Source organism: Pseudarthrobacter sp. rb, assembly GCF_056389225.1.
Map to the genome: position 1 here is coordinate 124,762 of NZ_JBWJAR010000001.1, position 26,075 is coordinate 150,836.

Here is a 26,075-nt window from a genome sequence, read left to right on the forward strand (position 1 = left end):
ATGTCTGCTTCCCCCACATTCACCGAGCAGCCGCTGCTGGAGGTCCGCGACTTCCAGGTGGAGCTGATCACCGACGCCGGCATCATCCGGGCCGTTAACTCCGTCAGCTTCAGCATCCACCGGGGCGAAACGGTCACCATCATCGGCGAGTCAGGTTCAGGAAAGTCGACGACGGCGATGGGCATCCTCCGCCTGCTGCCCGAGGACCTGGCGGTGCTGTCCGGCACCGTGCTGATTGACGGCGTCGACATCTCCGCTGACCCCAAAGCCATCGACAAGGTGCGCGGCAAGACCCTGGCGCTGATCCCGCAGGACCCGATGACGGCGCTGAGCCCGGTCCACTCGATCGGCAGCCAGCTGTTCGAGGCAATCCGGATCGCCGGTGCCGCGTCCGCCAAGGACAAGGGCGCGCTGCAGGCCCGGGCCGTGCGGCTGCTGGAACAGGTGCACATCCCCACGCCGGAGAAGCAGCTGAAGAAGTACCCGCACCAGCTCTCCGGCGGCATGCTCCAGCGCGTGCTGATCGCCATCGCGCTGGCCAGCGAGCCGCAGCTGCTCGTGGCGGACGAGCCGACGTCGGCCCTGGACGTCACCGTGCAGGGCGGCATCCTGGACCTGCTGCTGGAACTGCAGGAACAGCGAGGCATCGGCATCCTGATGATCACGCACGACCTCGGCGTGGCCCGGCTCATCTCGGACCGCATCCACGTGATGAAGGACGGCTCGTTCGTGGAATCCGGCGAGGTCCAGCAGATCGTGGACCACCCCGCCACCGAATACACGCAGACCCTGCTGGCCGCCGTACCGGTGCTGGGGCCGTGGGACGAGACGCCCGCAACCACCGGCCGCCGCGCCGCGGGCAATTCCCCAGCCACCCCTGACCCAGCCCTCACCCAGACCGGAGCAAAGCCATGACCGAGCCGTTCCTCGCCGTCGACCACCTGGTGGTGGACTACCACGTCCCCGGCGGCACGTTCCGGGCCGTGGACGACGTCTCCTTCTCTGTGGACAAAGGCAAGACGATCGCCGTCGTGGGTGAATCCGGCTGTGGCAAATCCACCATTGCCAAGGCGCTCATGCGGCTGGTGACCCCCACCAGCGGCTCCATCAACCTGGACGGCACGGACATCGCGTCCATGAGCGAGGCCAAGCTCCGGCCCCTGCGCTCCAAGTTCCAGATGGTGTTCCAGGACCCGTACGGCTCGCTGGACCCGCACATGACCGCACAGGAAATCGTGGCCGAACCCCTCAAGCTGCAGGGCATCCGCTCCAAGGCCGAACGGCACAAGGCGGCCGCCACGCTGATCGACCAGGTGGGCCTGCCCGTCCGGTCCCTGGACAAGCACCCGGGGGAGTTCTCCGGCGGCCAGCGCCAGCGCATCGGGATTGCCCGGGCGCTCGCCTCCAAGCCCGAACTGCTGGTCTGCGACGAAGCCACCAGCGCCCTGGACGTCTCCGTGCAGGCGCAGGTGCTGCGGCTGCTGAAGTCCATCCAGGATGACACCGGCATCACCTACGTGTTCATCTCGCACAACCTTGGTGTGGTGCAGGAGATCAGCGATACCGTCATGGTGATGCAGCGCGGCAAGCTGGTGGAACACGGCACCACCGCGTCCGTCCTGACTGCCCCCAAGGAGGACTACACCCGCAAGCTTCGCCGCGCGGCCCTGGACCCCTCCACCATGACCGGCCTGAAGCCGCGGCACATCGTCCGCTCCCTGGCCCTGTCCAACTCCTGATTCTTCCTGACTCAATGACGAACGCAACCACGAGGAACCAACGCATGAGCACGCAGCCCCAAGGCACCCAGGTGGACGGCCTAAAACTCCCCATCTCCCGGCTGGTCCTGGGAACCATGACCTTCGGCGACACCGCGGACGAGGCCACCGCCGGGCGGATGGTCGAGGAAGCGCTCGCCGCCGGCATCACCACCATCGACACCGCCAACGCCTACGTCGGGGGAGTCACCGAGGAGATGCTCTCCCGGCTTTTGAAGGGAAAGCGCGACGACGTCATCCTGGCTTCCAAAGCCGGCATGCCGCACGCAGACCACGGCTCCAATGCGCCGTTGTCAGCGGCTGGCCTGCGGGCCAGCGTGGAGGGCAGCCTGCGCAGGTTGGGCGTGGACAGCATCGACCTGTTCTACCTGCACCAGCCGGACCGGGCCACCCCGCTTGCCGAAACGCTGTCCACCGTTGCCTCGCTGGTTGAAGAAGGGAAGATCGGCGCGCTGGGCGTGTCCAACTTCGCTGCCTGGCAGATCGCCGACGTCATCCACACCGCGCGTGACGTGGGGGCGCCGCGGCCCGTCGTCGCGCAGCAGCTCTACAACCTGGTGGCCCGCCGGCTGGAGGAGGAATACCTCGAGTTCGCCGCCACCCACAACGTGCACACCATGGTATACAACCCGCTCGGTGGCGGCCTGCTCACCGGCAAGCACAGCTTCGACGCCAAGCCCACCGAGGGCCGCTACGGCGACTCCAAGCTGGCCGCCATGTACACGCAGCGGTACTGGGACAAGCAGCTGTTCGACGCGATCGGCGAGCTCTCCCGCATCGCCTCTGACGCTGGGTTTTCCCTGGCGGAACTGTCCCTGCGCTGGCTCGCCTACCGGGACGGCGTGGGCTCGATGCTGCTGGGCGGGTCCAAGGTGGAACAGCTGCGTGCCAACATCGCCGCCGTGGCCAATGGACCGCTGCCGGCCGACGTCGTGGAAGCCTGCGACGCCGTGGGCACCTCGCTGCGCGGCCCGATGCCCGCCTACAACCGCTGACCGTACTCGTTACCTGAACCGACTGACTGAACCGACACCTGAAGGACCCTGATGACTTCCCAACTGGCCCTCGAATTCGCCCGCAAGATCCGCGCCCGTGAGCAGGCGGTGGGCTACTGGGCGGTGCTGGACGCTCCCGTGGCCACTGAACGCATCGGCCGGCTTGGCTACGACTACGTTGCTTTGGACGCGCAGCACGGCCTGCTGGGCTACTCGGGCGTCCTCAACGGGTTGATGGCCATCGACGCCGGGCACACCGCCGTCGGCATGGTCCGGGTGGAAGCCAACGACTTCACCGCCGTCGGCAAGGCTTTGGACGCCGGGGCGGTGGGTGTCATCGTCCCGCTCATCAACAACGCTGAGGACGCCGCCGCCGCCGTGGCCGCCGCAAAATATCCGCCGCTGGGCGGCCGCTCTTACGGCCCGATGCGCTCTGCCTTGCGGATCGGCCCCGTCCCCGCCGAGGCCAACGCCGCCACCCTGGTGTTCGCCATGATCGAGACGCCCGAGGGGCTGGCCAACGTCAAGGAAATCTGCGCCACGCCCGGCCTGGACGGCATCTACGTCGGCCCCTCCGACCTCTGCATCGCGGTGGGCGGAGCGTTCCCCGGGGATCCCGCCGTCGACGCCGAATTCAACGCCGCGCTGGAAACGGTCGCCGAGGCCGCCGCTTCCGCTGGAATCGCCGCCGGCATCCACACACCCGCCGGGACCGTCGCGGCGCAGCGCCTGAAGCAGGGCTACACGTTCACCACGGTCGCCTCGGACCTGACGCACCTGGAACAGATCGCCAAGTCCCACCTCGACGCCGCCCGCTCCGCTGCCGGAACCAAGGAAGGCCAGTAACCATGACCACCACCACGGACATCTACAGCACCATCACCCCGGACGGGGTGGTCAAGACGGCCGACGGCGCCGACTTCGCCTACCTGCCCGCGCCCACCGTGCAGAGCCATGCCGCCAACCTGCTCACCCTCCCGGACGGCCGGCTGGGCTGCGTCTGGTTCGGCGGCACCCAGGAAGGCGTGCCGGACATCTCCATTTGGTTCTCCACCCTGGAACCTGGCAGCACGCAGTGGTCGGACGCCGTCCAGCTTTCGGACGACTCGACCCGCTCCGAGCAGAACCCTATCCTCTTCACCAACACCGATGGGGCCCTGTGGCTGCTGTACACCGCGCAGAAGGCGGGCAACCAGGACACGGCCGAGGTCCGCCGTCGTATGTCCCTGGACAGCGGCCGCACCTGGGGCGACGTCGAAGCGCTGTTTCCCGCCAACGAGACCGGCGGCGTGTTCGTCCGCCAGCTGCCCGTGGTGCTCCCGTCCGGCCGGCTGATCATCCCCATCTTCCGCTGCATCACCACGCCGGGGGAGAAGTGGGTGGGCAACAGCGACGACAGCGCCGTGATGATCTCTGACGACGCCGGCGCCACCTGGACCGAGCACGTCCTGCCCGGCAGCCTGGGCTGCGTCCACATGAACATCCAGCCCGTGGCCGACGGCTCGCTGCTGGCCCTGTTCCGCAGCCGCTGGGCCGATTCCATCTACGAGTCCCGCTCCACCGACGACGGCTCCACCTGGAGCGAGCCCGTCCCCACCGAGCTGCCCAACAACAACTCGTCCATCCAGTTTGTTGCTTTGACGGACGGCCGCCTGGCCCTGGTCTACAACCACAGCCGGGCGTCGGAGGGCACCGAACGCCGCCTGTCGCTGTACGACGAGATTGACGACGACGGCCTGGCCGACGAACAAGGGCAGGTGGCCGAACCGGACGCCTCCGCTTTCCCCGCGGACGACGGCGTCAAACGCGCCTTCTGGGGCACGCCGCGCTCGCCGATGACCCTGGCCATCTCCGAGGACTCGGGCCGCTCCTGGCCCATCCGCCGCAACCTGGACGTGGGGGACGGGTACTGCCTGTCCAACAACTCCCGCGACGGGCTCAACCGCGAATACTCCTACCCGTCCATCCACCAGGGCCCCGACGGTGCACTGAACATCGCGTACACGTATTTCCGGCAGGCCATCAAGTTCGTCCGGGTTGACCCGCAGTGGGCGTACGAGGGCAGCACCACTCCCGGCGGGGACGCATGACCAAGCACGCGGTGGTCACCGGCACGAGTTCGGGGATCGGCAAAGCCATCGCTGTGCGGCTGCTGGCCGACGGATGGCGCGTGACAGGGCTGAGCCGCACCGAGTCTTCTTTAGAGGGGAAATTCGAGTGGCTGCATGCCGACCTGTCTGAGCCGGACTCGCTCGCTGCGCTGGTTTCCGGGCTGGAGCCAGCCGACGCCCTGGTCCACGCAGCCGGATTCCAGCGGACCGCGCACCTGGGTGACCTCGATACGGCGGCACTGCAGGGCATGTTCACCGTCCACGTGGCGGCGGCCTCCGTGCTGGCCAACGAGTTGGTGCCCACCATGCCCGACGGCGGCCGGATCGTCCTGCTGGGCAGCCGCACCTCCACGGGCATGACGGGCAAGAGCCACTACGCGGCGACGAAGGCTGCGCTGATGGGACTGGGCCGGACGTGGGCACAGGAACTGGCACCGCGGGGGATCACGGTCAACGTCCTCTCCCCGGGACCCACCGACACCCCGATGCTGAACGACCCCGGCCGGGCCGCCACGCCGGTGAAGCTGCCGGCCCTCGGTGCGTTGGTGGACCCGGAGGACGTGGCCGCCCTGGCCGCGTTCCTGCTGGGCCCGCACGGCAAGTCCATCACGGGCCAGAACTACGTGATCTGCGGCGGCGCCTCCCTCTGAAGCTCCCTCGTGACCCCGGGAGCCCCCGAGTTCGCCGGAACGGTGCCGGGACGCCGGAACGGTGCCGGGACGCCGGAACGGAGCGGCGATCCGGCACCGTTCCGGCGTCTTCGGCGTCGCCGGCGAAACTGCACGTTCGTGCAAACACCCGTGATCGCTTGTCCCGCCGCCGGGAGGCCCAGAATTTGCTACTCACCAGTAACAACGAGTGTGCCGTGCGTCACAGTTGCCGCGGCGGCTCGTGCTGTTGAGCCCGGGTTTTGGCCGCACGTTCGTGCACTTCCGCTGCGCTGGAGCAGCAGCACTGCCAGCATGGAAACCTCGGCCGGAACTGATGGTCACCCCCAAGGCCATCAGCCCCGGCTTCCCATAGACAGTCGAACAAAGAGGTTTCCATGTCATTCCTTAGCCGGGCCCTGTCCATATCCGCTGCCGCAGTCCTCGCCTCCTCATTGATGGCCGCTCCCGCCCAGGCCGTCGACGTGTCCCCACCCGGAGCCAACGACTGGTCCTGCAAGCCGTCGGCCGAGCACCCGTATCCGGTGGTCCTGGTGCCGGGGACTTTCGAGAGCATGGAGAAGAACTGGTCCACGCTGTCGCCGTACCTCAAGAGCCAGGGGTACTGCGTCTTCGCCCTCAACTACGGCGAAACGAACGGGGTGTACGCCACGGCGCCGGTCAAGGATTCCGCGAAGGAGCTGGCCCCGTTCGTTGATGCTGTCCGTGGCGCCACCGGTGCCAAGCAGGTGAACCTGGTGGGCCACAGCCAGGGCGGCATGATGCCCCGCTACTACATGGGCTTCCTGGGCGGGGCCAAGTACGTCCATCAGCTTGTCGGCATCGCACCGTCCAACCACGGCACCGAAGGCGTGATCCTTCCGCCGCCGGACCTGCTTCCCACGCCCGACTACACCGCGGCAGGCTGTGCGGCCTGCGCGGACCAGCAGGCCGGTTCGCCCTTCATGCAGGAGCTCAACTCCATCGGCGATACTGTCGCCGGCCCGGCCTACACGGTCATCTCCACCATCCACGATGAGGTGGTAATCCCGTACAACAGCCAGTTCCTGAACGGCTCCGCACGGCAGGTCACCAACATCACCATCCAGGACAAGTGCCCGGCCGACGTCTTCGAGCACGACCAGACGCCGAACGATCCCGTGGTGCACCAGCTTGTGGGTAACGCCCTGGCCCAGGCGTCGGGTCCGGCGGATCCCGCCTACCAGCCCGCCTGCATTTAGGACGTAAAAGCAGTACGACGGCGGGAGGCCGGCTTCCAGAGTCGGCCTCCCGCCGTCGTCATTGTCTGAGGCGCCGGGCAGGTGGCGTCAGTTGCTGCGCTCCTGCATCGGCTGCGTGGCGGCAATGGTGTGCGGTACCGTCACGAGCGCCACGACGGCCAGCGCGCCGGCGGCGGCGAACGCGTAGAAGCCCCACGGGTAGGCGATGCCGGCGGCAACCAGGCCGCCGGTCACGGCAGGTCCGGCGATGGCTCCCACGCGGCCCACGCCGGCGGCGAAACCGAGGGCGGTGGCGCGCAGCCGGGCCGGGAACAGCTGGCTGACCCAGGCATACACGAGCACCTGGGAGCTGAAGACGAACACTCCCGTGACGAAGACCAGGGCGTTGAGCAGGATGGCGTTGTCAACCTTGACGCTGAGGAGGGCAAGGCAGACGGCGGACAGGCCGAACCAGAGCAGCACGATCCGCTTGGTGCCGTGCTTGTCCGCCAGGATGCCGGCGATGATGAGGCCGGCAACGGCGCCAAGGTTCAGCACCAGGAGCAGTGAGATGCCTGCGCTGACGGGATAGCCGGCGGAAGCCATGAGCTGCGGCAGCCAGGTGTTCAGGCCGTAGACCAGCAGGAGCCCCATGAACGAGGCGGCAGCGATGGCCAGGGCCACCAGGGGATACGGCTTCTTGGCCAGGTCGCGGACACCGGCCTTCTCCTGCCGCTTGGCGTTCCGCTCCGCCGGCAGGGTCTCGGGGAGCTTGAACCAGAGGAGGGGCACCAGGGCCAGGCCCGCGATGCCGCCCACCACGAACATAGTGCGCCAGTCCGGGATGACCATCAGCGCCAGGAAGGCCGTGGCCACCGCACCTGCGTGGTAGCCGGTCATGGTCCGGGTGGTCGACTTGCCGGCAGATCCGGCGGGTGCGTAATCGTTCATGTAGGCCAGGGCGACAGGAAGGCAGGCGCCCAGCCCCAGGCCGGCCAGCAGCCGGAACGTGCTGAAGACAGCCACGTTGGGAGCCCACACCACCGCGATGGTGAAGATGGAGAACCACAGAACGCAGGCAACCAGCAGCTTGCGGTGCCCGAACCGGTCCGACAGCGGGGCAATGAACAGTGCGCCGAGCCCGACGCCGACGAGGGAGATGGTTGCGGCCAGGGTGGCGCCGACCGCGTCGAAGCCGAGTTCGCCGGTTTTGATGAGTGTGGGAATGACGGTGCCAAGCACCACCAGGTCGAAGCCGTCCAGGACCATGGCCAGCCAGCAAAGCCAGACCGGCCAGCGTGACGCGCGGGTGGAAGGAGACGTAGTCATGTAATCCTCTTTGATCAGGGAAGCGGGAGCAGCACGCCGCGATGCGAGCCCGGTCACCAGGGGGAGTGATCCACGGCATGCTTTCTGAAGGGAGGCTACCGTTAAGTTCATTAAACGTACAAATGTTCGATTAGCGAACACCGGGTGGCGAAACTCCTCTTACCAGAGTTGCTTATGGCAAGGCCTATTCAGGTGGGGCCCGTGGGGCGCAAGATAAGCCATGAAAAAGATGCTTACCGCAGCCCTGGCTGCGATGGTCCTGGTCCTCAGCGCCGTAACGGCGGCTGCCCCGGGGAACGCCGCCGCGCCGTCCTCGCCGTCCTCGCCAGTACCGGGACAAATCCTGGTCAAATTCCGGGACAACAGCGCCGCTGCAGGGGTCCTTGGCCAGCATGGGCTCACGGACGGCCCGGCGGTAGGCAGCACCGGCGCCCACCTCATCACAGTGCCGGCGGGCAGGGAACTGCAGCTCGTGGCTGCGCTCGGCCGCAGTTCCGCCGTTGAGTACGCCGAACCGGACGAATTGGTTACCGCCGCCACGGCCGACCCGTACTTCGACCGCCAGTACGCCCTGCAGAACACGGGCCAATCCTTCACGAACACCGACGGAACGGTAACCGTCGCCGCGGGCACCAACGACGCCGATGTGGACGCCGTCGAGGCGTGGGCTGTCACCAACGGAACCGGCGTCCGGGTGGCCATCATCGATTCCGGGGTTGCCATCAACCACGAGGACATCTCATCCAAGGTGGTGGACCGGGCAAACTTCAGCGACACCCAGATCCTCGCCCCGGAGGATTACGACCAGTACGGCCACGGCACCCACGTGGCCGGCATCGTGGCGGCCACGGCGGACAACTCCCTGGGCGTGGCAGGTGTATGCCCGGGCTGCTCCATCCTGGACGCCAAAGTCCTCAACAGCAGCGGGTCCGGCTCTTCCTCGGGCATTGCCAAGGGCATCGACTGGGCCGTCGGCAAGGGTGCCAAGGTCATCAACATGAGCCTGGGCCAGCGGGTGTCGTCACGGACCCTCGAAGCTGCCGTGAACAACGCCTGGAACCAGGGAGTGGTAATCGTAGCCGCGGCCGGCAACGCCGGTACCCAGGCCCAGGTCTACCCGGGCGCCTATCCGAACGTCATCGCAGTAGCAGCAACCGACAACAATGACGCCAAGGCATCCTTCTCCACGTACGGCAAGTGGGTGGACGTCGCTGCCCCGGGGGTCCGGGTCTACTCGACCCTCCCGAACTACACGTCCGTCCTTGGTACGCAGAACAAGCTTTCGCCGGGCTACGACATCCTCAGCGGCACGTCAATGGCCGCGCCCATTGCCGCTGCCACTGCCGCACTTGTGTGGAGCACCCCATCGGGCACCTCAAACGCATCCGTCCGCGCCAAAGTGGAATCTTCGGCTGACCCCATTCCCGGCACGGGTTCCTACTGGGCCCATGGGCGGGTGAACGCCTGCAAGGCAGTCGGCGCCCCCGTGTGCTGAGCGAGGCAGCCTGGCCTGCCCTCCCTTGGGTGTGGCGCAAGAGACGTAGCGGACGCGTCCGGGGGCTATACCCGTTCGCGGCCGGTACGCGAACGCCACGCGTCAAGCTGCTCGATGGTTTCCGGATTCATGAAGGCGATCTTTTGGCCGCTATTGAGTGAAATGGTGTTCCCGTGGGTCTTGATACCCGCCGGAAGCTGCCTGGCAGCGCCGCTGGAGCGTACAAAGTTGTCCTTTGCTCCGATGAAGCGGTTCCGGGTGATCTCCACGTCACAGGGCAACTGGACGTCATAGGTCAGCAAGTGTGTGCCCATGCCTGCCTGGTCCGGCCGGATGTTGGCAGCCCAGGAGAAGCCGGCGTCGTGGCATTCGTTGTCGGTGAAGGCGCACCGGATGTGTCCGGTCCCCGGTGCCGGTGATCCCTTGGACCAGATCTCAAGGCTCTGGTTGCAGTTCTGGATGGTGTTGCCGATGAACCGGCAGTCCGTCCACGCCACGTGGCTTCCCTGAACGCTTCCCTGCATCGTGGTGGCGGTGTCATAGGTCTGCCGGATCGTGTTGCCCTGGACCAGGACGTTCGCACAGCCAATCCAGATTTCGACGCCGTTCCCGTACCTGACGGTCTTCGAGAGCCGCGACCCGCCGATCTCCTCGATCAGGCAGCCCGTGACCTGCGCGTTTTGGGTTGCGGTGATGTTGACACCGTGCGCTCCGTGGCCAACCACATGCAGGTCCGAGACGTTGGTGTTGGAGGCAGGCCTGATGCCGTCCTGCTTCACGGCGAGCTCCACGCCGGCGCCGGGGGAGGCCGCACTTTTCACGTAGACGTAGGTATCGTCACTGTAGAAGTCCCAGTCCTGTGCAAGGTCGGTCAGGCTCCAGCGTTTCCAGCCGTGGATGGTGCCACCGGCCTTGAGGAAACCCACATCCGTCGACGTTCCGGCAGTGTTCCCGGTGAATTGTCCGGATCCGGCCGTGAGGTTGAGCTTCCACACATTGGGGCTGTGCAGCGTCCACGCGTCGGTGCTTGTCTTGTAGCCGTTGATCTGCGGCAAGGGTCCGCTGCCGTATGAGCCGAGCGTGAAACTGCCGGTGGTTCCCTGCGGGGCCGGTATTTGGATTGAGCCCCCGAACACGTCGCCGCGCCGCAGGAGCACCGCGTCGCCTCGGCCAACCTCGCCGGTTTCCAGTGCAGCCCTGGCTCTCGCCAGGGTTTGCCAGGGCGCCGCTTTTGTGCCGGGGTCCGCGTCGTTGCCTCCGCTGGCCACGAAACGGACATTCCTGTAGGCGAGGAAGGGGTCACGCTCCACGGGAGTGGTTGTGACTGCATCGCTTGCAGGGGTGAGGACACCCGGCACGCCAGCGGTTAAAGCGCCCAACCCTATCCACTGCAGAAAACTGCGCCGCCCGATCAGCATGCCGTCCCAACCGGCAGAAGTGCTAATGGGCGCAGGGCAGCAGGGCGGTTTAAGGGTTTGAGGAAAGCCACCCAAAGATTTTACTGGATGCGGCGCGTCCTAATCGACTTCAGATCCTCGGCCTGCTAGAAGCGGATGTCGCAATGGGAGCCAAATAGGGTCCGGCATCAAGCCAAAGGCCAAATGTGTAGCTAGAGCGTCTCTGGCACCGGACGGCCCGGGAACAGGATGCTGTATTGCTTCCGGTACATCCGCCGCCCCACCAGGCGGTACGCGAGCCGGACCGGGGGAGGGATCTCCTTGAACAGTTCCTTCCGGTCGGCCGGGGGATTGGTGGCCAGCACCATGCCGAGGTAGCCCACCAGGAATTTCTTGTCGAGCTGTTGGATGCCGTGCTGGCCGGCCGCTTGCATTTCCTTCTCCGTCAGCAGCCTGTCCGCGACCGGCATCAGTTCGGTGACCTCGCGCCGCAGATGCACGTTGAGGACAGTGGACAGGTCCTCGTAGCGGGCCGCGAGTTCAGTGGCAGACTCCTCATTTGCCGTTCGCATCCAGCTGAGGCGCACCGGCTCAATGGCCTCGAGCCTCTGCATGACCTGCCTATGCTGCTCCAGCATCTGCCCCACGTGCAGCGCGCAGGCCGGTGCCCGCTCCTTGAGCTGCGGGTACATAAGGAGGTCCTCCCCTTCATGGTGGATATGGAGGACCTTGTCGAAGTTTCCGAGAACCTCGCCCACGTAACCGGTGCGGTCCGTGTCGCCTGCCGCGGCGGAGCGGACCAGGCCCGGTGCCTCGCCATACGCCCAAAGGAAGAACCGGTGGATGCGGCGCATGCCCGCGGTCCCCGTGCACAGGACCGGTCCTGCCGGGAGGGGAGGCGCGGTTTCGCCGGGCTGCATGGTGAAGAAGTCGGTCATTGTGGGCCCCTATTTTTGCCAGTCAGTGAGACGAAGGACCTCTCCCCGCGAGCATCGTAGCCCCGCGCCCCACAGCGCACAACGGCTCTGCAGAATTACGACGGCGGCATCCGGCTCGTGTGCCCAACGCAAATCTTCAGGGCTTTTACCCCTAGCCGGGCTGCCCGCCATGGGGCAAAGTTGGCCGGCATGAGAAGACTTCTTACCGCCGGTCTCGCGGCAGCCGTCATAGTGCTTGGTCCCGTCCCGCTTGCACTCCCGGCCAGCGCCGCGGGAGGAATGCAGGAAGCCACGTCCGGCCACATCCTCGTAAAGTTCCACGACGACGGTGCTGCCGCCGGCGCACTCCACCGGCAGGGCCTTGAGGACGGGCCGGCCATCGGCAGCACGGGAGCACAGCTGATCAGCGTCCGCGCCGGCACTGAACAGCAGCTCATCGACGCCCTCAGCCGGGATCCCGCCGTCGACTACGCCGAACCGGACCAGCCCGTGGGTTCAGCCACCTCCGACGAATTCTTCCCACGCCAGTACGCCCTGCAGAACACCGGCCAAGCGTTCACCAACAACAATCCTGACTATCCCATCAGCATCCCCGCCGGCACCCCGGACGCTGACGTGGACGCCGTGGAAGCCTGGAACACCACTACCGGCAACGGCATCAAAGTCGCGGTCCTGGATTCCGGCGTCGCCAGCGACAACCCGGACATCGCGTCCAAAGTGGTGGCCCGCGCGAACTTCAGCAGCTCAGCCACCAAAGCCGGCGACCCCGTCGCCGAGGACTACTACGGCCACGGCACCCACGTGGCCGGCAGCGTTGCCGCCACCGTGAACAACACCATCGGGGTGGCCGGCGTCTGCCCGGGCTGCAGCATCCTGGCCGGGAAGGTCCTCAACGACAGCGGCGTCGGCTCCAGCTCCAGCCTGGCAAGCGGCATCGACTGGGCAGTCAGCAACGGGGCCAAAGTCATCAACATGAGCCTGGGCGTACGGGCATCACGAACGCTCGAAACAGCCGTCAACAACGCATGGAACAAGGGCGTGGTACTGGTGGCCGCGGCAGGGAACGGCGGCAACCAAACCAAGATCTATCCGGGCGCCTACGACAATGTCATCGCGGTGGGTGCTACGGACAACAACGACGACAAAGCGTCCTTCTCCACCTACGGCTCCAGCTGGGTGGACATCGCGGCGCCCGGCGTCAACGTCTTCTCCACCTTCCCCAACCACCCGTTCGTCCTGGCCACCCAGAACCACCGGGCGTTGGGCTACGACGTTGGCAACGGCAGCTCAATGTCCTCCGCCATTGTTGCCGGCGCCGCCGCCCTCGCCTGGAGCTCGCACGCAGGCGCAACGAACACCGCCATTCGGGCGGACGTTGAATCCTCGGGTGAGGTGAAGAAGGGCGCCGAAAGCTACTGGGCTCACGGCCGGGTGAACGCGGCCACTGCTGTGAAGTAGGCCTGGCCACGTTCAGCCCCGCGGAAGGTCAGGCCCGCGGCTGCAGCCCCGGCACTCCGTCCTGGATGGCGAAGGAAGCCTTCGTGGAGACCGGTGCGCCCGGCGTCGTGACATGGTCCAGCACCCTGAAGTCCGCGGTCATGGCGTTCCTGGTGATGCGCGTCGTCACGTAGCCGCGGTTGTCGTTGTAGAACTTCAGGTGCGGGTTCCAGGCCATGGTGGCGTCCGTGGTGGGACCGGTGCCGTCGCCCGTGGAGGTGATGGAGGTGCAGACGAGCTCCGAGCCGACCACCGGGGAGGCGGGATCCTTGTAGTCCACCTTGACGTCGTTGGCCCAGTTGCGGTGAACATCGCCGGTGAGCACGACGGCGTTCCGGACGTTTGCGTCCACCCAGCCCTGGGTGATGCGGCGGCGGGAGGCCGCGTACCCGTCCCAGCCGTCCATGGAGACGTCGTCGATCTCCGGTGCCTTGTTGCGGTCGCGCTCGGCGAAGAAGATTTGCTGGCCCAGGATGTCCCACCGCTGGGTGGAGTTCCTGAATCCGTCCAGCAGCCACTTTTCCTGCTCCGCGCCGGTGATGGTCCGGCTCTCGGCCAGCCGCTCGGTGACGTTCTTCTTCCAGCCGTCGCCGGCGAGTTGGTCGTCGCGGTACTGCCGGGTATCCATCATGTGGAAGTTGGCCAGCTGGCCCCACTGGATCCTGCGGTAGATCTTCATGTCCGGGCCTGCAGGCAGCGACGACGGCCTTGGCCAGCCTGTTCTCGTAGTAGGCCTGGAACGCGGCGGCGCGTCGCTGCCGGAAGTGCTCGGTGCTGTCGTTGAGCTGGCCGGCGTCGCTGTTCTCCGGCACGTCGTCCGCCCAGTTGTTGTCCACCTCGTGGTCATCCCATACCACTGCCCACGGCGCGATGGCGTGCGCGGCCTGCAGGTCGGCGTCGGCCTTGTACTGGGCGTGCCGCTGCCGGTAGGTCTGCAGGGTGACGGTTTCCGGGCCCTCGTGGTTCCGCGGGTTGCCGCCGCCGATCACGTAGCTGCCCTTCTTGTATTCGTACAGGTAGTCGCCAAGGTGGAGCACCAGGTCCGGGTGGTCCTCCGCGAGGCGCCGGTAGGCGGTGAAGTAACCGTGCCCGTACTGGGCGCAGCTGGCGAACGCCATGGCCAGGGAGGCGGGGGTCTCGTGCAGCGCACGGCTGGTGAGGGTCCGGCCCAAGGGGCTCACGTGCCGGCCGGCGCGGAACCGGTAGAAGTACTCGCGGCCCGCCTTCAGGCCCCGCAGTTCCACGTGCACTGAGTGCGCGGCCTCAGGACGGGCCTGCTCCACCCCGCGGGCCACCATGTAGCGCATGCCCCGGTCTTCGGCCACCTCCCACTGCACCGCCACCGGCCGCGACGGCATGCCGCCCAGCCCGTCCTCCGCCACGGGGTTCAGCGCCAGGCGCGTCCAGAGCACGAAGCCGTCCGGCCACGGCTCGCCCGATGCGATGCCGAGCATGAAGGGATCGGTGCGGAGGCCGGCGTCGTCCGCGGTGGAAACGGCGACGGCGGCACTCGGCAGGGCGGCGACGAGGCCGGCTCCGAGGCCGGCGGAGATGAGGGTTCTGCGGGAGATGTTGTCCATGGCTCCCACGCTATTTCCAGCCGTTGTACAGGCTTTGAGGAGGATATGAATGAGCGGTTAACGGCGTGACAAGCATTGTTATCCCATTGCTTTGGGTCCCGCGCTGGATGGGCCTTTGGACTCTGGCTTCCGCAGGGCCTGCCGGGCAGAGTTGGGGCCGACCCATCCGGCCAGGGAAAGAAGGCATCATGCCCCGCACGTCCGTTATCACCGGCGCCGCCTCCGGCATCGGCAAGGCAACCAAGGAACTGCTCGAGCAGCGGGGCGAACGCGTGATCGGAGTGGATCTCCACGATGCCGAGGTGCTGGCTGATCTCTCCACCGCAGAGGGCCGCGCCGGCCTGGTGGACGCGGTACGAAAAGTCAGCGGCGGCAGGATCGATGCCATTTACGCAGTGGCCGGGCTTGCCATCGCGGCTCCCGCCACCGTGGCCGTTAACTTCTTTGGCGCGGTTGCCTCGGTCGATGGGCTCCGGCCGTTGCTGGCCGGAGCGGAGGCGCCCCGCGCCGTGGTGGTGTCCTCCATGGCGGCCCTCATGGCCAGCGACGATGAGCTGGTGGCGATGCTCACCGCCGGGGACGAGCCCGGTTCCTTGGCCCGGGCCGGGGTCCTGGCCAAGGAACCGGCCACCACCGGCGGCCTCATTTACTGCTCCACGAAGCTGGCGCTGTCGCGGTGGGTCCGCCGGCAGGCTTCCACTGCAGCGTGGGCAGGGGCCGGGATCCCGCTGAACGCCGTGGCGCCCGGTGTCATCGCCACGCCCATGACCGCCGAGCTGATCGATACAGAACAGGAGCGCGAGGCGCTGCTGAAACAGGTCCCGATGCCGCTGAACGGCATCGCGGAACCCATCGTGGTCGCCCGCCTGCTGGCCTGGCTCAACAGCGCCGAAAACACGCACCTGTGCGGTCAGATTGTCTACGTAGACGGCGGCAGCGACGCTGTCCTGCGAGGTGACTCCGTCTGGTGACGGATGGGTTCTAAACGGCCCCACCTTGCACGCTCAACCAGCGGGGCAGGACGCCCGAAAGGCCAGGTACCGCGGATCGCCGCGGCCCACCAGCCGGCCCAGTGCGTCGACAGCCAGCGGGTCAACAGCTCCCATGTCGGTGGAAAGCCACTGAACCAACAGCGAAGCGTCCCCGCAGGCCCGCACGGCCGATCCAACGGCCATGTCCAGCTGGTCCCGCAGCAGTTGCACCGCAAGGGCAACCGACCGGCGCAGCAGGGGTGCCCGGTACGCTTCCAGCGCTTCCGCCACAAGCCCGTCGCGCAGCAACCGGAGCACCCGCCCTGAATCGGAATGTCCGGCCAGGCCAGGGGCCAGGCGGTAGGGGTTGGACTCCACGGCGCCGCCCAGCATGGACCGCACCCGGAACATCTCGGTCCGGATGGCCTGCGGGGTTCCGGCATCCCCGTGCAGCTCGTAGGCCAGTTCCTCCGCGGACCAGCCCTGCGACCGCGAATCCAGCAGCGCCAGGATTTCCGCCCGGCGCAGGGTCAGCGGCGTGCGGCTCCCGTCAGCGAACACCGCCGTGGGCTGGTCGCCGAGCAGTTCCAGCGACTCCACCGCCACGGTCCGGGCTGCAGTGGGCGCAGGCCGCCGCGACGCACGCACGGAATGCCGGGCACCCGGGGAGGTGCCGCCGTCTGACGTTCCCAGCAAGGCTTCCGCCACCCGGACGGCGCACCGGACCATCCGCAGGGTGTCCGCGCTGATGGTGTCCAGCGGTCCGGACACGTCCAGCACGCCCAGCACCCGTCCCGTGGCCGGGTCCGTAATGGGCGCCGCCGTGCAGGCCCACTCGTGGTGCGTGCGCACCAGGTGCTCGGCGGAGAACAGCTGCACGGCGCTGCCGGTAACCAGGGCCTCGCTGATGGCGTTGGTGCCGATGCCCGCCTCGGACCAGTCCGCGCCTTCGGAGAACTCCAGCGTGTCGGCCCGCCGGAGCACGGCCGGGCTGCCCACCCGCCACAGGATCTCGCCGCTGGCGTCAGTGAGGACCAGCAGGTGGCGGCCGGACCGGGAATCATCGGCCAGGAGGTCGTGGAGCGCCGGCATCACCTGCTGCAGCCGGTGTTCCCGCCGCATTTCAAGGACCTCGGATACCTCGTGCAGGTGCCGCGGGCTGTGCTGGTCCGGGCTGATGCCCAGGGCCATGGAGCGCCGCCACGACTCCACCAGCGGCGTGGGGATCTCGGGCCGCGGGACACCGGCGATGACCAGCTCGTGCGCGCGCCGCAGCGTCCGTGCGTACCGCGCCGGGTCCGAAAACCTCTGGCCGTAGTCCACCGTTTCCTCCTCGCAGCCGGCTCCCTTGCCGGATCCGTGTAACGCCGCTGTTACCCCCGCCGGGTTCAACTAGTGATGCAGCTCACGCCCGCCCCAGCATATCGGGCAGGCGGGGCCCATGAAACAGCACAAAGGAGTGGAGATGACCCAAACACCCACGGCTGCCGCCCAGGCCTGGCTTGCCGGGCTGGATGAGGCGCTGCAGCGGCGCGACGTGGACGCCGCGCTGGAGCTCTTCGAGGACGACTGCTACTGGCGGGACTTCGTGGCGTTCACCTGGAACCTCAGGACGCTGGAAGGAAAGGCAGACATCCGCCGCATGCTGGAGGCCACCCTGGACCGCGTGCAGCCAGCCAACTGGGCGCTCGCCGAGGACGCCACCGGCGACACGGAGAACACGGAAGCGTGGATCACGTTCGAGACCGGCGCGGCCCGCGGCTACGGCCACCTCCGGCTCAGGGACGGCAAATGCTGGACGCTGCTGACCACCATGCAGGAGCTCAAGGGCTTCGAGGAAAAGAAGGGTCCGCGGCGCGAGCAGGGCGTGGCCCACGAGATTGTCCGGGGGCGCCGGTCCTGGAAGGAGCTCAAGGAGGAGCAGGAGGCGCGGCTGGGCTATGAGGAGCAGCCCTACTGCGTGATCATCGGCGGCGGCCAGGGCGGGATTGGCCTCGCCGCCCGGCTGAAGCGGCTTGGCGTGCCCACCATCATCGTCGAGAAGAACCAGAACCCCGGCGACTCCTGGCGCAACCGCTACAAGTCCCTGCACCTGCACGACCCCGTCTGGTACGACCACCTGCCCTACCTGAAGTTCCCGGACGACTGGCCCGTCTTCGCCGCCAAGGACAAGATCGGTGACTGGCTGGAGCACTACACCCGCATCATGGAGCTGAACTACTGGTCCGGCACCGAGTGCGTGGGGGCAGCGTACGACGACGGCACCCAGGAATGGGCGGTCAACGTCCTCCGCAACGGGTCACCGGTGACCCTGCGGCCTAAGCAGCTCGTCTTCGCCCTGGGCGTCTCCGGCTACCCGAACATTCCCACCTTTGACGGCGCCGGGTCCTTCCTGGGCGAGCAGCGTCACTCCTCCCAGCACCCGGGCGGCGGGGACTGGACGGGCAAGAGGGCCGTGGTGATCGGCTCCAACAACTCGGCGCACGATATCTGCGCCGACCTCTGGGAGCACGGCGCCGACGTCACCATGGTCCAGCGGTCCTCCACCCACATTGCCCGCAGCGAGTCCCTGATGGACCTGGCGCTGGGGGACCTGTACTCGGAGCGGGCGCTCGCGGCCGGGGTGACCACGGAAAAGGCCGATTTGCTGTTCGCCTCCCTGCCCATGCGCGTTCTGCCCGGGGCCCAGGTGCCGGTGTACCAGGAGATGGCTTCCCGGGATGCTGGGTTCTACTCCCAGCTGGAGGCAGCCGGGTTCGACCTGGACTTCGGCGTGGACGGCTCCGGCCTGTTCGTGAAGTACCTGCGGCGCGGCTCCGGCTACTACATCGACGTCGGCGCCTCCCAGCTGATCATCGACGGCAGGGTGAAGCTGAAGAACGGGCAGGTCACCAAGATCACCGGCAACGCGGTGGTGATGGACGATGGCACTGAGCTGGAGGCGGACCTGATTGTCTACGCCACCGGGTACGGGTCCATGAATGGGTGGCTGGCGGACCTGGTCTCGCCCGAAATTGCGGACCGGGTGGGCAAATGCTGGGGATATGGCTCAGACACGCCAAAAGACCCTGGTCCGTGGGAGGGGGAGCTGCGCAATATGTGGAAGCCCACCAACGTGCCCAACCTCTGGATCCATGGCGGCAACCTGCACCAGAGCCGGCACTACTCCGCCTACCTGGCGCTGCAGCTGAAGGCCCGGATGGAAGGACTCGACACACCGGTCTACGAACTGCAGCCCAGCCACCACACCCGCTAGCCGCGTTTACAGCATGGAGGAATCATGAAGGCAGCACGTTTCCACGCCCGCAAGGACATCCGGATCGAGGACATCCCGGAGCCGGAGCTGCGGGCGGGGGCGGTGAAGATCGACATCGCGTGGTGCGGCATCTGCGGCACCGACCTCCACGAGTACCTGGAAGGGCCCATCTTCTGCCCTCCTCCCGGCCACCCGCACCCGCTGTCCCACGAGGAATCCCCGGTGACCCTGGGGCACGAATTCTCCGGGACTGTCGCTGAAGTCGGCGAAGGCGTGGAGGGGCTGGAAGTCGGTGACAACGTCGTCGTCGAACCCTATTTCGTGGACGGGACCTGCGACATGTGCCAGGCAGGCAGCTACCACCTGTGCCGGCAGATGGGCTTCATCGGGCTGGCCGGCGGCGGGGGAGGGCTGAGCGAGAAGATCGTGGTGGACCAGCGGTGGGTGCATCCCATCGGCAACATCCCGCTGGACGAGGCCGCACTGATCGAACCGCTGTCCGTGGCACACCACGCGGTGGCCCGCAGCGGCGTGAAGTCCGGCGACACCGCGCTGGTGGGCGGGTCCGGGCCGATCGGCCTGCTCACCGCGGCGGTCCTCAAAGGCATGGGCGTGACCACGATCATCAGTGAGCTCACCCAGGCCCGCAAGGAGAAGGCCACTTCCAGCGGCGTGGCGGACCACGTCCTTGACCCGAGCAAGGAGGACGTCCCGGCGCGGGTGCGCGAGCTCACCGGGGGCACCGGGGCGGACGTCGCCTTCGAATGCGCGGGGGTGAACGCCGTGCTGGACACCATGCTCGACGCCGTCCGGCCCGGGGCCGTGGTGGTCAACGTGTCCATCTGGGGCGCGCCGGCCACGGTGGACATGCAGAAGATCGTGCTCAAGGAGATCGACCTGCGCGGCACCATCGCCTACGTCCGCGACCACCCCGCCGTGATCAAGATGGTGCAGGAGGGCAAGGTGGACCTGAAGCCATTCATCACGGGCAGGATCGCGCTGGAGGACCTGGTGGAGCAGGGCTTCGATACCCTCATCAACCACAAGGACACTGCCGTAAAGGTGCTGGTGCATCCGTAAAGCCGGAGAGGCTGCGGGGTGGGGCGTCGTTCACAGCCCGCAGCCTTCCTGCTGCCGCAGCTGGCCGGCGCTCGTGCTTCCGCGTCAGGGGTCGGGAAGCTCCGCCGGATCGCATGTCCTTGAATCCACAGGCGCCCCGATGTACAGGTAGGCCGGGCTTTTCGACTCGATACTGACGATTGCTCCGGCCGCATTCGCGCTGCGCGCCACCGTCCAGCCGCCGGGTGTTGGGTCCGTCCCTCCGAACGCAGGAAAGCCGTATTTTGCCAGGACCGGGTCGCCGGCGGAGAAAATATCCGCGAACCGGTGTGAGGGCTCCACTACGTCGGCGCTGCTGACCATCGCCCTCGTTGCGAAGAAGCACCTGCCGTCGGCCAGCTTGTGCACGCTGGCCGGCAGATGCACGGTCCAGCTGATGCCGGGGAGCTGTTGTTCCAGGGCGGCGATCAGCTCCGCACGCAGTCCGTCGTATCTGGCGAAACTTTGCGCCACAGGGGCTGGTGATTCCGTGACCGGCGGTTCACTGCTCTTTTCGGGCACAGGATGTTTGGGACCGGCACACGCCGCCGAAACCAGCGACCCCAGTACTGCCACAAGTGCCAGCCGGTACTGCCGTGGTGTTGCCCTGCACGTCATTTTCCCCCCAGTCACTTCCAGGCCCAAGCAGGCCCCACTGCATGCTTCCACACGTGGGCGGGAGCCTGCGATGGGGAGACCTGCCCAGGGGGCCAAAGGTATGGCTTGGACTTTAGTCCCTGTTGTGGAGTAACCCCCAGGCGTACCTTGAGGGTGGGTTCCACAGCCGCGGAACCTGCATCCAAGGGGGCATCATGACCAAGCCCAGGCTTTCGGCATTCAGCGTTCTCGGGCTCAGCGGCCTGATGGTCCTCACCGCCTGCTTCGGCCCGCCGGCGCCGGGCCCCACCACCAGTTCCGCGGCCCCCAGCCCCACGGCGAGCAGCGCCGGCCCCACCACGACGGCGAGCCCCACCACGACTCCGGCCCCCACCATGACGGCGACCGCGACGACGCCGGGCAGCACCTCAGCCGCGCCCACCACCCCAGCGGCCGCGCCGCCGTCGTCCGCCCCGGCAAGCGCGCCGCCCACACAGGAACCCACCCCAACGGGTCTGCCTGAACAAACCGGCCCGTTAACCATCTACTACGTGGCGGTGGGCGACAACGGCGTCTCGGGACCGAAGATCGGGTGCGGTGACAGCTTGGTGGCCACCACCACGGCACCCGTCCGCTTCACGGACCAGGTGGGCCCCAGCGTCGGGACCCTGCTGGCCAATAAGAGCCGGGATGTGGGCCTGTCCGGGCTGATCAACGTCCTGTACCAGTCGAACCTGACCTACCTCGGCGGCGAGCTGAACGGCAGCACCATCACTATCTGGCTCTCCGGGCAGTTCATGCTGGCCGGCGTCTGCGACATCCCGCGGGCCAAGGCGCAGCTTGAATACACGGCCATGGCCGCCTCCGGGGCCACCAGCGCCCAGGTGTTCGTCAACGGGCGCCCCATCGACGAAGTACTGAGCCTTAAGTAGTGGGTCCGGTCAGCCGTCCTTCCGCCCTGCGCCAGCTGGCGGCCGCAGTCCTGCCGGCGGCAGTGCCCGCCGTGATGCTGCCCGTCTTCCGCCAGGCGGTCCGCCGGTTCGGGGACCGGCGCGGCTACCAGGCGGGGTTTGCCGCCTACTGGACGCTGTGCTGGGGAAAGGCCCTCGCAGTGGCCGGCCTGCCCCGGCTGGTGGAGCTCTGGCGGACGCCGGACGGTCCGGTAACGCAACGGCGCGGGTTATTCCGGGGCATTTTGCTCCTGCCGCCCGCGGGTGCCATCACCACCGAATTGATCCCCAACGCCAGGGCAGCGGGTACGACGGCGGCGCTCGCCGCCATGGGCATCGGCGTCACTAACGCGATGGCTGAGGAGGCGCTCTGGCGGGGCGTGCCAATGGCTGTCTTTCCTCACCGGAAAGTCCTTGGCTGGCTCTGGCCGGCCCTCGGTTTTACGGCATGGCACCTGGTTCCGCTGTCCATTCAGCCCCATCCGCGGGGCCGCTGGCCGGTGCTGCTGGGTGCCGGGCTGATCGGCCTGGGGTACGGATGGGCCGCCCAAAGGAGCGGGTCACTCCTGGCCGTGTCCATTGCGCACGCCGCCACCGATTCCTGTGGTGTCCGGGCCGCGCGGAACATCTGGTTGCCTGTGGGCGGGGCGGTAGCCGGTTGAACAGCCTGCAGCACCCGATCTTCGCCCGTGCTTTTGCCCGCGCCGTGGGCAGCATCGACCGTCGCGGGGCCCTTGAACACCGCCGTCGCATCCTGGCCGGGCTGGAAGGATCGGTGATTGAAATTGGAGCGGGAACCGGATCCTCTTTTCCGCTCTACCCACCGGCCGTCACCCGCGTCCTGGCCCTTGAGCCCGATGACTACCTGAGGAGCGTGGCGCAGCAGGCAGCAGCATCGGCCAGTGTTCCGGTGTCTGTTATTGATGCGGCCGCGGAGCACATCCCCGCGGAAACCGGCAGCGCCGACGCCGTGGTGGCCAGCCTGGTCCTTTGCAGCGTCAAGGACCAGGCCGCCGTACTCGCGGAGATCCGCCGTGTCCTGCGTCCCGGCGGAACCCTGGCCTATTACGAGCACGTCCGGTCCGGACACCCTTTGCTGGCCAAGGCAGAAGACGTGCTGACCCCGGTGTGGGGACGGTTCATGGGCGGCTGCCACCTCAACCGGGACACCCTTGCCGCCATCACCGCAGCAGGATTCAGTGTGCAGGACAACGAACGGTTCGGCTTCCCGGTGCAGCGGCTGAACCCTTCCCTCGCCCACATCCTGGGCACGGCCACCAGTCCCAGCGTGCAACGTTGATTCGGAACGACGGCGGCAGGCGGCGTCCCGCGGTCGTACCCTTGTGCTCTAAAGGGAACATCCCAGCCTCGCCTTTCCGAACGGATCCGGCATGACAGACGTGAACGTCCGGGAGCGCAGCTCCCTCCAGTTGGCCATCACCGACGCCGCGAGCCTGACGGCGGACCAGGCGCTGGCGCACCTGGGTTCCGGTCCGGGCGGCCTCAGCGGGGAGGAAGCGGCCGCCCGCCTTCAGCAGTTGGGCCCCAACGCGGTCCGCACGCACCGTGCCAACGCCTGGGCCGTACTGGGGCGGCAGTTTGCCAGCCCCATCCTCATCCTCCTGATTGTCACCGCCGGGTTGTCCCTCTTCCTGGGCGACGCCACCAACTCCATCGTCATCGGCGTGATCCTGCTGGCCAGCGTGGGCCTCGGCTTCACCAATGAGTACCGTGCGGAGCGGGCGTCGGAAGCCCTGCACGACCGCGTAACGCACCGGGCCGTGGTGCTCCGCGACGGAACCACCAGGGAAGTGGACGTTACCGCCCTGGTGCCGGGCGACGTCGTCCATCTCTCCCTGGGCGCCATCATCCCGGCGGACATCCGGCTCCTGACCACCAACAACCTTCTCTGCGATGAAAGCATCCTCACCGGGGAGTCCCAGCCTGCGGCCAAGGAAGCTGCTCCCGTTGCCGCCGGTTCAGCATTGGGAGACCTCGCCTCCTGCGTGTTCATGGGCACGGTGGTCCAGTCCGGCGGCTGCACCGGGGTGGTGGTGGCCACCGGCGGCCGGGCCGAATTCGGGCGCATAGCACTCGGGCTGGGCGAGAGGCAGCCGCAGACCGAGTTCCAGCTGGGACTCAAGCGGTTCTCCTTCCTGCTGCTGCAGGTAGCCATGGTGCTCACCTCGCTGATCTTCGTGGCCAACCTGCTGCTGCAACGTCCGCTCATCGAATCCCTTCTGTTCTCGCTGGCAATTGCCGTTGGCATCACCCCTCAGTTGCTCCCCGCCGTGGTCAGCACATCCCTGGCCACCGGCACCCGGCAGCTGGCCAAGCGGAAGGTGCTGGTCAAACGCCTGGTATGCATCGAGGACCTGGGGGACATGGACATCCTGGTCACGGACAAAACCGGCACCCTCACTGAGGGCAGGATCAGTTTCACCGGGGCGCTGCCGGTAATGCCGGAAACATCCGATGACAGGCTGTTCACACTGGGGCTGCTGGCCACGGAGACCGATTACACGGAAGGCAGAACCTCCCGGGCCGGTCAAAATCCGCTGGATGCCGCCCTCTGGGACAGCCCCGGGGCGTCCGGTTTCGATCCGGGGCGCTTCGAGCGGCTGGACCTGATCGGCTTCGACCACCAGCGTCGCCGCACCAGCGTGCTGGTCCGTGAGGCCGGCGGTCCCGCGCAGCTGGTCACCAAGGGCGCCCCGGAGGACGTCCTGGCCCTGTGCGGACCCACCCCGTCTGCCGTTCAGGCACTCCTGGACGAACAGTTCGACGCCGGGTCCCGGGTGGTTGCCGTGGCCACCCGCCCGGCTGCCGGGCTGGACAGGCTGGCGCCGGCGGACGAGCGCAACCTCACCCTGGCCGGTTTCCTCGTCTTCCTGGACCGGCCCAAAGCCAACGCCCGGCAGTCCCTGGACCTGCTGGAGGCGTTGGGAATTTCAGTAAAGATCGCCACCGGGGACAACGCCAAAGTGGCTGAAAGAGTCTGCGCGGATCTGGACGTGATCTCCGGTGGCACCCTCACCGGCGCCCAGGTGGAGGCCATGTCAGACGCCGACCTCGCCCCCGCCGCCCGGACGGCAACGATCTTCGCGCGCGTGTCGCCCGAACAAAAGGCACGCATCATCGCCCTGCTGCGCCTCAGCGGCGGATCGGTGGGCTTCATGGGTGACGGCGTCAACGACGCCCTGGCACTCCACAAGGCGGACATCGGCATCTCCGTCGATACCGCCACTGACGTTGCCAAGGACGCAGCCGACGTCGTCCTCCTGGACAAGGACCTGGGGGTTCTGGCGGAAGGCGTGATGGAGGGCCGGCGGATCTTCGCCAACACCATCAAATACGTACTGATGGGCACGTCCAGCAACTTCGGCAATATGTTCAGCGCGGCCGTGGCCTCCGTGGTGCTGAGTTTCCTGCCCATGCTGCCGGGCCAGATCCTGCTGAACAACCTGCTCTACGACTCCGGACAACTGGCCATTCCGGGGGACCGGGTGGACAAGGAGCAGTTGCGGGCGCCATCGCACTGGGACATTGCCTTCATCCGGCGGTTCATGCTGCTGTTCGGGCCGATCAGTTCCCTGTTCGACTTCGCCACGTTCGCGCTGATGCTGTACGTGTTCACCGCCGCGCCGGGGGAGTTCCGCGCCGGCTGGTTCATCGAATCCATCGCCACCCAGACGCTGATCATCTTCGCCATCCGCACCCGGCGGGTCCCCTTTCTGCGGAGCCGGCCCTCAGCGGGCCTCATCGCCGCCTCGCTGGGAGTGGTGGCCCTCGGCATTTTCCTGCCGCTGTCACCTGTGGCCGCCGTGCTGGGCTTCGACCCCTTGCCGGTGCCGTTCTTCCTGGCCCTGCTGGGCATGGTGGTGGTGTACCTGGTGCTGGTGGAGGTGGCCAAGCAATGGTTCTTCGCGCGCGACGCCCAGCAGCTGCCCGCCCCGCCGCCGCCCGTCCGGCGCCGGAAGGACACGCACCACATCTCCCGGCGGGCGTTCCGGTTCAGCATCCCCGTCAAGGTGCCCCCTCTTCCGGTCCCTGCGGCCCGGAGAAACCTGTTGAGGGGCCGAAAGGCACAGCGGGGGAGGCCTGTCCGTAACCTTTAGGGCGTGCCGCGCCGAGGGTTGTTAGCATGGTGAAAGAGACGCTGGGGGCTTTCAAAAATCGGATCCGGGGTGATGCAGCCCGCCGTGGATGCGTTCGA

21 protein-coding genes and 1 pseudogene are annotated in these 26,075 nt (G+C 67.3%); 16 read left to right on the forward strand and 6 right to left on the reverse strand.

The genetic code is table 11. The annotated features are described in order from the left end of the window. The 7 genes from ACWRN3_RS00510 (at position 1) to ACWRN3_RS00540 (ending at position 6,772) form a co-directional block, all read left to right on the forward strand. Positions 1-915: an ABC transporter ATP-binding protein gene (locus ACWRN3_RS00510; RefSeq protein ID WP_476739582.1), complete on the forward strand. Its 915-nt coding sequence runs from the start codon at positions 1-3 to the stop codon at positions 913-915. Beyond that, on the forward strand, positions 912-1,739 hold the full coding sequence (locus tag ACWRN3_RS00515) for an ATP-binding cassette domain-containing protein (protein WP_324644464.1): 828 nt from the start codon (positions 912-914) through the stop codon (positions 1,737-1,739). The genes ACWRN3_RS00510 and ACWRN3_RS00515 overlap by 4 nt, the downstream gene beginning before the upstream one ends. Before the next feature lie 44 nt (positions 1,740-1,783). Continuing rightward, entirely contained in the window at positions 1,784-2,773 is a 990-nt protein-coding gene (locus ACWRN3_RS00520; protein ID WP_476739583.1) for an aldo/keto reductase, read from the forward strand. A gap of 51 nt (positions 2,774-2,824) precedes the next feature. After that, positions 2,825-3,619 carry an HpcH/HpaI aldolase family protein gene (locus tag ACWRN3_RS00525; protein ID WP_324644466.1) on the forward strand — a complete coding sequence of 265 codons (795 nt, stop codon included), beginning with the start codon at positions 2,825-2,827 and terminating at the stop codon, positions 3,617-3,619. A 2-nt stretch (positions 3,620-3,621) separates the two neighbouring features. Beyond that, entirely contained in the window at positions 3,622-4,863 is a 1,242-nt protein-coding gene (locus ACWRN3_RS00530; RefSeq protein WP_476739584.1) for a sialidase family protein, read from the forward strand. Beyond that, positions 4,860-5,534, forward strand: a complete 675-nt coding sequence (locus tag ACWRN3_RS00535; protein WP_476739585.1) for an SDR family NAD(P)-dependent oxidoreductase — start codon at positions 4,860-4,862, stop codon at positions 5,532-5,534. Before ACWRN3_RS00530 ends, ACWRN3_RS00535 begins: the two co-directional genes overlap by 4 nt. A 395-nt stretch (positions 5,535-5,929) precedes the next feature. Further along, positions 5,930-6,772 (forward strand): esterase/lipase family protein, encoded by an 843-nt coding sequence (locus ACWRN3_RS00540; RefSeq protein ID WP_324644469.1) that lies wholly within the window; start codon positions 5,930-5,932, stop codon positions 6,770-6,772. A gap of 87 nt (positions 6,773-6,859) precedes the next feature. Here the strand turns inward: ACWRN3_RS00540 and ACWRN3_RS00545 are convergent, their stop codons facing one another. Then, positions 6,860-8,080, reverse strand: coding sequence for an MFS transporter (locus ACWRN3_RS00545; RefSeq protein WP_476739586.1), 1,221 nt, complete (start codon positions 8,078-8,080; stop codon positions 6,860-6,862). A gap of 220 nt (positions 8,081-8,300) precedes the next feature. On the opposite strand from ACWRN3_RS00545, the gene ACWRN3_RS00550 reads away from it, so the two are divergent. Continuing rightward, positions 8,301-9,575, forward strand: a complete 1,275-nt coding sequence (locus tag ACWRN3_RS00550) for a S8 family serine peptidase (protein WP_476739587.1) — start codon at positions 8,301-8,303, stop codon at positions 9,573-9,575. A gap of 65 nt (positions 9,576-9,640) precedes the next feature. Here ACWRN3_RS00550 and ACWRN3_RS00555 read toward each other — a convergent pair whose 3' ends face one another. Beyond that, positions 9,641-10,885 carry a hypothetical protein gene (locus ACWRN3_RS00555; protein WP_476739588.1) on the reverse strand — a complete coding sequence of 415 codons (1,245 nt, stop codon included), beginning with the start codon at positions 10,883-10,885 and terminating at the stop codon, positions 9,641-9,643. A gap of 299 nt (positions 10,886-11,184) precedes the next feature. Continuing rightward, entirely contained in the window at positions 11,185-11,910 is a 726-nt protein-coding gene (locus ACWRN3_RS00560; protein WP_476739589.1) for a hemerythrin domain-containing protein, read from the reverse strand. A 189-nt stretch (positions 11,911-12,099) separates the two neighbouring features. Here ACWRN3_RS00560 and ACWRN3_RS00565 point away from each other — a divergent pair, with 189 nt between their 5' ends. Beyond that, complete coding sequence (locus ACWRN3_RS00565) at positions 12,100-13,368, forward strand: S8 family serine peptidase (protein ID WP_476739590.1); 1,269 nt, start codon at positions 12,100-12,102, stop codon at positions 13,366-13,368. Positions 13,369-13,396: 28 nt separating this feature from the next. Here ACWRN3_RS00565 and ACWRN3_RS00570 read toward each other — a convergent pair. Then, positions 13,397-14,987 (reverse strand): annotated as a pseudogene (locus tag ACWRN3_RS00570) (alkaline phosphatase D family protein). Between the two features lie 188 nt (positions 14,988-15,175). On the opposite strand from ACWRN3_RS00570, the gene ACWRN3_RS00575 reads away from it, so the two are divergent. Beyond that, positions 15,176-15,958 (forward strand): SDR family oxidoreductase, encoded by a 783-nt coding sequence (locus ACWRN3_RS00575; RefSeq protein ID WP_476739591.1) that lies wholly within the window; start codon positions 15,176-15,178, stop codon positions 15,956-15,958. Positions 15,959-15,991: 33 nt separating this feature from the next. On the opposite strand, the gene ACWRN3_RS00580 is transcribed toward ACWRN3_RS00575, so the two are convergent. Next, a complete protein-coding gene (locus ACWRN3_RS00580; protein ID WP_476739592.1) occupies positions 15,992-17,281 on the reverse strand; it encodes a GAF domain-containing protein in 1,290 nt (429 codons plus the stop codon). Positions 17,282-17,423: 142 nt separating this feature from the next. On the opposite strand from ACWRN3_RS00580, the gene ACWRN3_RS00585 reads away from it, so the two are divergent. After that, on the forward strand, positions 17,424-19,214 hold the full coding sequence (locus tag ACWRN3_RS00585; protein WP_476739593.1) for an NAD(P)-binding domain-containing protein: 1,791 nt from the start codon (positions 17,424-17,426) through the stop codon (positions 19,212-19,214). A 24-nt stretch (positions 19,215-19,238) separates the two neighbouring features. After that, on the forward strand, positions 19,239-20,294 hold the full coding sequence (locus ACWRN3_RS00590) for a 2,3-butanediol dehydrogenase (RefSeq protein ID WP_476739594.1): 1,056 nt from the start codon (positions 19,239-19,241) through the stop codon (positions 20,292-20,294). An 84-nt stretch (positions 20,295-20,378) separates the two neighbouring features. Here ACWRN3_RS00590 and ACWRN3_RS00595 read toward each other — a convergent pair whose 3' ends face one another. Then, complete coding sequence (locus tag ACWRN3_RS00595) at positions 20,379-20,834, reverse strand: hypothetical protein (RefSeq protein WP_476739595.1); 456 nt, start codon at positions 20,832-20,834, stop codon at positions 20,379-20,381. Positions 20,835-21,124: 290 nt separating this feature from the next. Here ACWRN3_RS00595 and ACWRN3_RS00600 point away from each other — a divergent pair, with 290 nt between their 5' ends. The 4 genes from ACWRN3_RS00600 (at position 21,125) to mgtA (ending at position 25,977) form a co-directional block, all read left to right on the forward strand. Continuing rightward, entirely contained in the window at positions 21,125-21,841 is a 717-nt protein-coding gene (locus tag ACWRN3_RS00600; RefSeq protein WP_476739596.1) for a hypothetical protein, read from the forward strand. After that, positions 21,841-22,521 carry a CPBP family intramembrane glutamic endopeptidase gene (locus tag ACWRN3_RS00605; protein WP_476739597.1) on the forward strand — a complete coding sequence of 227 codons (681 nt, stop codon included), beginning with the start codon at positions 21,841-21,843 and terminating at the stop codon, positions 22,519-22,521. The genes ACWRN3_RS00600 and ACWRN3_RS00605 overlap by 1 nt, the downstream gene beginning before the upstream one ends. Next, positions 22,518-23,159, forward strand: a complete 642-nt coding sequence (locus tag ACWRN3_RS00610) for a class I SAM-dependent methyltransferase (RefSeq protein WP_476739598.1) — start codon at positions 22,518-22,520, stop codon at positions 23,157-23,159. Before ACWRN3_RS00605 ends, ACWRN3_RS00610 begins: the two co-directional genes overlap by 4 nt. Before the next feature lie 91 nt (positions 23,160-23,250). Then, positions 23,251-25,977, forward strand: coding sequence for a magnesium-translocating P-type ATPase (gene mgtA, locus ACWRN3_RS00615; RefSeq protein ID WP_476739599.1), 2,727 nt, complete (start codon positions 23,251-23,253; stop codon positions 25,975-25,977). The last annotated feature ends 98 nt before the right edge of the window (positions 25,978-26,075 follow it).